The sequence below is a fragment of the Pusillimonas sp. genome (assembly GCF_035515275.1).
In the GTDB taxonomy this organism is placed as follows: domain Bacteria; phylum Pseudomonadota; class Gammaproteobacteria; order Burkholderiales; family Burkholderiaceae_B; genus Pusillimonas.
The window spans coordinates 1-7,576 of the sequence record NZ_DATJBQ010000146.1; the positions used below are offsets into that span (position 1 = coordinate 1).

General features: G+C 60.9%; 7 protein-coding genes. 3 read left to right on the forward strand and 4 right to left on the reverse strand.

Annotated elements, in window-relative coordinates; genetic code table 11:
* Window positions 1-732: 732 nt before the first annotated feature.
* The 4 genes from VL003_RS10635 to apaG all read right to left on the reverse strand — a co-directional run bounded on the left by VL003_RS10635 (window position 733) and on the right by apaG (window position 4,698).
* Complete coding sequence (locus VL003_RS10635) at window positions 733-1,440, reverse strand: DsbC family protein (protein WP_414708291.1); 708 nt, start codon at window positions 1,438-1,440, stop codon at window positions 733-735.
* A gap of 403 nt (window positions 1,441-1,843) precedes the next feature.
* Window positions 1,844-3,022 carry an FAD-dependent monooxygenase gene (locus VL003_RS10640; RefSeq protein ID WP_325442269.1) on the reverse strand — a complete coding sequence of 393 codons (1,179 nt, stop codon included), beginning with the start codon at window positions 3,020-3,022 and terminating at the stop codon, window positions 1,844-1,846.
* Window positions 3,019-4,305: a murein transglycosylase A gene (mltA, locus tag VL003_RS10645; protein WP_325442271.1), complete on the reverse strand. Its 1,287-nt coding sequence runs from the start codon at window positions 4,303-4,305 to the stop codon at window positions 3,019-3,021. Before mltA ends, VL003_RS10640 begins: the two co-directional genes overlap by 4 nt.
* A gap of 18 nt (window positions 4,306-4,323) precedes the next feature.
* The gene (apaG, locus tag VL003_RS10650; RefSeq protein ID WP_325442274.1) at window positions 4,324-4,698 is read right to left on the reverse strand and encodes a Co2+/Mg2+ efflux protein ApaG; all 375 of its coding nucleotides are present in this window, start codon (window positions 4,696-4,698) and stop codon (window positions 4,324-4,326) included.
* Between the two features lie 110 nt (window positions 4,699-4,808).
* Between apaG and rpe the strand changes: the two genes are divergently transcribed.
* From rpe to VL003_RS10665, 3 genes are all read left to right on the forward strand, one after another.
* The gene (gene rpe, locus VL003_RS10655; protein ID WP_325442276.1) at window positions 4,809-5,510 is read left to right on the forward strand and encodes a ribulose-phosphate 3-epimerase; all 702 of its coding nucleotides are present in this window, start codon (window positions 4,809-4,811) and stop codon (window positions 5,508-5,510) included.
* An 89-nt stretch (window positions 5,511-5,599) separates the two neighbouring features.
* Window positions 5,600-6,277 (forward strand): phosphoglycolate phosphatase, encoded by a 678-nt coding sequence (locus tag VL003_RS10660; protein WP_325442278.1) that lies wholly within the window; start codon window positions 5,600-5,602, stop codon window positions 6,275-6,277.
* Window positions 6,278-6,537: 260 nt separating this feature from the next.
* On the forward strand, window positions 6,538-7,576 hold a 1,039-nt coding region (locus VL003_RS10665; protein WP_325442280.1), incomplete at its 3' end, for an anthranilate synthase component I family protein.

The window sequence follows — 7,576 nt, forward strand, 5'->3', positions numbered from 1 at the left end:
TCGGGCGGAGGCACTCGGCCTTCGGCACGCCTGCCCGTATCGTCCGCCCCTTCGGGCTCCCTTCTACGGGCGCCCGGCTCTCGCGCCAACGCCCGAAAAAGACCTGCCCCACATCACAGGAACTGCGGTTGGGATAAGAGCGATTGCTTCGTGCTCGGGACGTCCCGAGGTCGATGGCATGGTGACGTGGTGACCTCGTGACGTGATGGCGTGGTGGCGTGATGACGCGATTACATCATGGCATCATGGCGCGGTGCATCAGTGCATCAGTGAAAACGGTACACCGGGAAAATCAGCGAACAGCGACATCAGCCGCGCAGTGAGTTCCGTAACACTGACATTAGCCGCATCACAGACATCAAACACCATAGACCACAGCGCTGGCGCCCCTGCCCAAGAAACCCCGAAAGCGCTGCAATCATCTTCATCATGAGGCCTGGGGCGGGGTGGGGTATTTGGGCGACGTTTGCAAGCCGAGTGAACTGTCGTCTGCGGGGAGGCAAGCACGCAGCATGCTTGAGCAACAAGGGTGTCGGGCCACTGGCCCGACGTTGCGAGTTCTGCGTGCGCCCCGCAGATGATAGTTTACGAGGGAAGCCGGCAAAGCCGGCCGCAGCTGCCGGCGCCCAAATACCCCACCCCGCCCCAGGCCGCTCAAGAACTTAAATGCTATGGCTAAATAATGAACCACGCCACTAAAGAACTCAAAAAACGGTCACAGCAAAAAGCCATTCAACGCCGACTAACAGCAGACCCAGAGGCAGTTGCAACCGCAGCAGTAGCCGCATCCAGTCGCGCCTCAAGCCCTTCAAGCGGCAACGCCCCATTTACCCGGCTGCCGTCTTCAAAGATAATCGCCGGCGTACCCCGAACCAGCAACTTGCGCCCCAACGCCAAATTAGCCTCGATAGGCGTTTCGCACTGCGCATTGGGTGGCGCCTCGTTGCGAAGCATCTGCGCGCGCCAGGCCTCGACACGATCAGCCGCGCACCAGATATTGCGCGCCTTGGCCGTAGAGTCGGGCGAAAGAATCGGGTACAGCAACGTATACACCGTGTAGTTGTCCATGCGCTCCAGCGTTTGATGCAAGCGTTTGCAGTACCCGCAGTTGGGGTCCTCGAACACCACCATCTTGCGCGACCCATCGCCCTTTACCTGCTTGATCGCCGACTGCAGCGGCAACGAATCAAACGACACCCGCGTCAGCTCTTCAAGACTCTTTGCCGTCAGGTCTTCTTTATTGTGGGCGTCGATCAAAGAACCCTGCATCACGAAACGAACCTGCTCATCCGTGTAGAGCAGGTCAGAACCGATACGCAGCTCGTAAATGCCCGCAAAACGCGTCGGCTTTACGCTGTCCAGCACAATGCCCGGAAACTCCATTTCAAAAGCCGACTTGACGCCCGCCAACACCGCTTCGCCCCGAGCTTCAGCCGACATCTCGACCGCGGGTTCTGCAGCTTCGCCATTGACGGCCGGTTCGCTGCCGGCCCCATTGCCCGCCGAAGTTGTGGCGGCACTGGCCTGAGGTGCCGAACCTGCCCCCGTATCAGCACTGACCGCAGCGGCTGCACCCGATGCCTCCGAAGCAGCAGCTTCGCCGGTCGAGACATCACCTTTCTGCTGATCAGCAGTAGCGGCATTTTTAGCAGCCCCCTCGCCCGAAGCCTGCCCATGCCCGACCACCGGTAGCAATAAACAGCCCACCGCCAAAGTCGCCACAGCAAGTTTGTTCGCAAAATCAAATTTCATATCCAAACCCAGAGTCGTAAACTTAGAATCGTTGTGGAACAGCTTCCACGCAGCGCGTCCGAAAATCGATGCTCGCGCGCGCCCAATGCCATTAAGGCTGTTCGCCCGAGGCGCCCGCGATCAGCGCGCGCTTCACGAACGGAAGCCTGTCTACCAGCGTCATGCCCATATTTCGCGCCGCGACTACCGGCGCCAGGTTTGAAGCAAACAAACGATGCAAACCATCGGTAACCAGGCTCATGGCCAACACCGGCTCGGCACGCGCGCGCTTGTAGCGTCGCAGCAGATTAAGCTGGCCCGGCCCGCAACCCTGCGGCCGCTCACGCAAAATGCCCAGTAAAGCCGACACGTCGCCCAGGCCCAGATTAAGACCCTGCCCCGCCAGCGGGTGCACCCGATGCGCCGCGTCGCCCGCCAGGGCCACGCCCGGAGCAACCATTTGACTGCGTTCTAGAAATAACGGAAACCCATGGACCCCACTGCGCACAGTAAGCCGCCCCAAAGCACCCCCGCTGGCCGACAGCAACAGCGTTTGCAAACGGGCGTCGCGCTCGTCGGCCGGCATGGCTTGCAGCGCCTTGGCGTGTTCGTCGGGCATGGACCACACCATGGACACCTGGTGCCCTTCGGACGTGTCCGGCATAGGCAACAGCGCCAGTACGCCGTCAGAGGTGAACCACTGCATGGCGGCATTGGAATGCGGCCGCTCGGCGGTAAGGTGCGTAACCAGACCAGTTTGATGATATGGGCGTGAAATAAACGAAATGCCCGCCGCCGCTCGCACCGGCGACTTCGCGCCATCGGCGCCAATAACCAGTGCCGCCGGCAAGCTGCGGCCCGATTCAGTTAAAACCGTACCGTTTTGCCAGGCCGCAAAACGGTCATCGTGCCAGGCAACGCCAAAGACCCGCACCGCCTGTTGCAACACGCGTTCCAGCTCGCTGGATTCCAGTATCCACGCCATTTGCTGTTGCACCGCCTGCCAGGCCTGCAAGGCTACATGGCCGCCGGCGTCGCCATACACCTGCATGGACTCCACCGGCGTCACACGGTCGGCATCCAGCATGCCCCATACGCCAAGCTGCTCGAGAAAGCGCCGGCTTTCAGCCGATAGCGCATAGACCCGGGGGGAATAGACGTCTGGCTGTGCCGGCTCGGGCTGCTTGCGCGGCCCCAGCAGCACCACCTTTTGTCCATCGCGAGCCAGACCCAGCGCAGCGGCCAGACCCACGATTCCGGTACCGCAGACAACGATCTGGTTCTTGCTCATCGCGCCGAAGGCCGTCCGGCCTGTTTGGGCCACAGCACCCACATTTCGCCGGTCTGCTTCATGCGGCCGGCCTTGGCGCCGGCTTCGTCGCCAAAGCCCCAGTAATAGTCGGTGCGCGCTGCACCTTTAATCGCCGCGCCAGTGTCTTGTGCAAACATCAGGCGCCGCAACGGCTGGCTGGAAGCAGGATACTGGGTGGCCACATACACCGGTGTACCCAGTGGCACGAAGCGCGTGTCAATGGCAACCGAACGCTCGCCGATCAGCGGGATGCTGTATGCGCCTTTGGGGCCAAGTTGCGGGTCCACAATGCGTTCTTCACGAAAGAACACCATGGCCGGGTTCGCGTTAAGCAGTTCTTGCACGCGCGCCGGGTTACGTTTGGCCCAGGCCTTGATGTTCTGCATCGAGGTCTGCGCCAGGGGCATTTCGCCTTTGTCGGCCAACCATTTGCCTATCGACGCGTAGGGCCGGCCGTTGTGATCGGCGTACGCCAGGCGGATCATGCCGCCGTTTTCAAGCTGCGCGCGCCCCGAGCCTTGTATCTGCAAAAAGAAGGCTTCGACCGGGTCGTCGGCCCAGACAATGGTGGGGGGCTGCGGGTCGGCGCCGACAATCTGCGCCCGCGTGTCGTAAGGCACGACGCGGTTGCCCTGAAGCTTGCCGCGTATGCGCTTGCCGGCAAGCTCGGGGTAAACCGAACCCAGATCCACCGTCAGCAGATCGGCAGGCGGCGCATAGAGCGGCCATTGGTATTGCCCCCCCCGTTTGCGCGAGGCACGGATCAAGGGCTCGTAATAGCCGGTGACGGTATTTTTGGCCGGCGCACCGGATGCGTCGGCCAGCCGCCAGGGCTGCAAATGCATTTCAATAAACTGACGCACTTGGCCCGCAGGGGCGTTTTGGTCAAAACCCGCCTGTTGTGCGGCGGCGCACACCGGCTGCCATGCGCGCGGCGCCGCCCGTGCCGGCATGGCCAGCGAGCCCGACACCGGCCGCATCAAACCCTTGCAATTGTTGATGAATGCTTTCCAGACCTGATCCAGGCCGTCGTCTTGCCAACCCGGCAGTGCCGCCCAACCCACCGGCACGAACTTGCCTTCAAGCTCGCGCGGCGGCGTTTCGGGCAGCGCGGACAAGGCCGGCACCGATAAGGGCTGCAAGGCAATATCTTCAACGGGCTTTTCGGGCGCGGCAACTTCGTCGGTATCAGGGGGAACAGTGCTGCAGGCCGTTAAAAATGCAAGCAAGGCAACACAGAGCGAAAGCTTGGTACGACTCATAGGGCTCCAGATACTTGTTTAATGCAGTGTGCGGGGCATGGCCAGCACAAACTCTTGAATGGGCACTTCGAAGGGAATACCGTTGTCGCCCACACAATGGAACGTGCCCCGCATGGTACCGAAAGGCGTGGGCAGCGGACAACCACTGGTGTATTCAAACGTTTCGCCGGGGGCCAGCAGGGGCTGCTGCCCCACCACGCCCAGCCCGCGCACCTCTTGGACTTTTTGATCGGCGTCTGTAATGATCCAGTGGCGGCTGATGACCTGCGCCGAGTGCTGTCCATTATTGGTGATGCGCACGGTGTAGGCGAACAGAAACTGTTCTTCGCTGGGTTCGGACTGCTCGGGCAGGTACTGCGGAGTTACTCTGACGGTAATGTCGTAAGGCTTCATGGGGCTTCCAAATTGGACGATGCAGCGGCCAACGCCAGCCAAGTCGACGCCAAACTGCAATAATGGCATTGAATCGTCTTTATATTGAACAACGGATCTAGTTTACGCTCATGAGCACCGCCCCCGTTACCCGCATTGCCCCCAGCTTGCTATCGGCCGACTTTGCCCGACTAGGCGAAGAGGTACGCAATGTCGTCGCCGCCGGCGCCGATTGGATACACCTTGACGTCATGGACAACCATTACGTACCCAACCTGACCGTGGGGCCCATGGTGTGCGAGGCCTTGCGCCCCCACACCACCGCACCTATCGACGTGCATTTAATGGTTGAGCCGGTCGACGCCCTGATTCCGCAATTTGCAAAAGCCGGTGCCGACATTATTACGTTTCACCCCGAGGCCTCTCGGCACCCGGACCGCACGCTGGCACTGATCAAAGAAAACGGCTGCAAGGCCGGCCTGGTATTCAACCCGGCCACTCCGTTGCACCATCTTGATTATGTCATGGACAAACTCGATGTCATTTTGTTGATGTCGGTCAACCCGGGCTATGGCGGGCAAAGCTTCATACCGGGCACCTTGCGCAAGTTGCGCCAGGCCCGCCAACGCATAGACCTTTGGCAAAGTAACGGCGGCCGGCCCATTGCCCTTGAAATCGACGGCGGGGTCAAGGTCGACAATATCGCTCAAATTCGCGCCGCCGGCGCTGACACCTTTGTGGCCGGGTCGGCCATTTTCGGACAACCCGATTACAAGGCTGTTATTGACGCCATGCGCGCCGAGCTGGCCAAGGTCGAAACCATCTCCACCTAGGCTTTCCCGTCGGCCTGCCGCGCAACTGCGGCAGGCCATTTTTTTGTAACGACGCACAGATTTATTTGCCCGCACCACCCGGAGTCGTCATGCGCTTTTCTTCTGTCCTGCTTGATCTGGACGGCACCTTGCTGAACACCATTCCCGACCTGACCGACGCCGTCAATGCCATGCGTCTGGAAATGAGCCTGCCCCCGCTACGCCAGGACGTTGTCGCCACCTATGTAGGCAAGGGCAGCGAAGTCTTGGTGCGGCGTGCGCTGGCCGACGAACTGGCCGGGTGCGAAGAGCCGGTCGAACCCCAGCGCCTGGCCCAGGGGCTTGAACTGTTCTACCAGTGTTACCATGTGGTCAACGGCGACAAAACCGTGGTGTATCAGGGCGTGCTCGACGGCCTGCGATCATTTCGCGACCACGGCGTGAAAATGGCCGTGGTAACCAACAAGCCGGGCGAATTTACCGAGCCGCTGCTGGTGCGCACCGGGCTGGCCGGTTTTTTTGAGCATGCTGTCAGCGGCGACACCTGCACACGTAAAAAACCCGATCCCATGCCCTTGCAGCACGCTTGCGAACTGCTCGACGCGCAACCGCAGGAAACCCTGGTTATCGGCGACTCGCGCAACGATGTGCAAGCAGCCCGGGCGGCCGGCATGGCGGTAGTGGCCGTACCTTACGGCTACAACGAGGGACAAGGGGTGCAAAGCCTGAACGCCGATGCTATAGTTTCGTCTATCGACGAAGCCGCCCGCTGGGCAAAGCGGCACTAACCGCCCCGTCTAACCAAGCATCAAAACCCAAGCATCAAACACACGCCGCATGCTTAACACCCAAACACATTACGCTTCTTACCGCGCCGCCTGGCGCTGGTGGCGCTTGTGCTCTGGGTAGCCGCAGCTGTCTTGGGTGCGTGATTTAAGAACATGCACCCACCGTCTTACCAAGCAAAGCCCGGAGCCACACTGTTGCCGCCGGGCTTTTTTGATTCCTGTCCGGTGCGCGCATTCAAACCCACCAAACCGAGATCACGATGACCGAAATCGAATTCAACGCACTGGCCGCGCAGGGATACAACCGCATCCCTCTCATTGCGGAGACCTACGCCGACCTGGATACGCCGCTTTCCATTTACCTGAAACTGGCCTATGCAGGCCCCGAAGGCGGACGCAATAGTTGCCTGCTTGAATCGGTGGTGGGGGGCGAGCGCTTTGGTCGGTATTCCTTTATTTGCCTGCCGGCCAAGACCGTGCTTCGTGCCAACGGCACCCTGACTGAAGTAGTGCAAAAAGGCCAGGTGGTAGAAAGCCACGAAGGCGACCCGCTGGCGTTCATCGAGGCCTATCAGCAACGGTTCAAGGTGGCGCTGCGCCCCGGCATGCCGCGTTTTGCGGGCGGGCTGGCCGGTTACTTCGGCTATGACACGGTACGCCATATTGAGCCGCGCCTTGGGCCGGCCACCAAGCCGTTTGCCGGCGGCCCCGACGCCGCCACGCCCGACATCATGCTGCTGCATGTCGACGAGTTTGTGGTGGTCGACAACCTGGCCGGGCGCACCTACCTGATTGTGTATGCCGATCCGCGCGAACCCGAGGCGTACTCGCAGGCGCGTCGACGCCTTAAAGAGCTGCGCCAGAAACTGCGCGCCCCTGTGGTAATACCTTATGCCTACGCCAGCCTGCAAACAGAATCGCGCCGCGACTTTGCAAAAGAAGACTACCTGGCCGCCGTGCTCAAGGCCAAAGAGTACATTGCCGCCGGCGATCTGATGCAGGTGCAGGTGGGCCAGGTCATTGCCAAGCCGTACCGCGATTCGCCCTTGTCGCTATACCGTTCGCTGCGTTCACTTAACCCGTCGCCCTATATGTACTACTGGGATTTTGACGATTTTCATGTGGTGGGCTCCTCGCCCGAGATTCTGGTGCGCCAGGAAGCCATCACCGAAGGCGACCATACCAAGAAGCGGGTCACCATACGCCCGCTGGCAGGCACCCGCAAGCGCGGCGGCACACCCGAACAAGACGCCGAGCTGGCCGAAGAACTGTTGGCCGACCCCAAAGAGCGCGCCGAGC

Excerpts from the sequence above, each read along its gene's own strand:
- VL003_RS10640 (WP_325442269.1), bottom strand. The coding sequence starts at position 3,022 with ATGAGCAAGAACCAGATCGTTGTCTGCGGTACCGGAATCGTGGGTCTG.
- apaG (WP_325442274.1), bottom strand. The coding sequence starts at position 4,698 with ATGAAGCCTTACGACATTACCGTCAGAGTAACTCCGCAGTACCTGCCC.
- rpe (WP_325442276.1), top strand. The coding sequence starts at position 4,809 with ATGAGCACCGCCCCCGTTACCCGCATTGCCCCCAGCTTGCTATCGGCC.
- VL003_RS10660 (WP_325442278.1), top strand. The coding sequence starts at position 5,600 with ATGCGCTTTTCTTCTGTCCTGCTTGATCTGGACGGCACCTTGCTGAAC.
- mltA (WP_325442271.1), bottom strand. The coding sequence starts at position 4,305 with ATGAGTCGTACCAAGCTTTCGCTCTGTGTTGCCTTGCTTGCATTTTTA.
- VL003_RS10635 (WP_414708291.1), bottom strand. The coding sequence starts at position 1,440 with ATGTCGGCTGAAGCTCGGGGCGAAGCGGTGTTGGCGGGCGTCAAGTCG.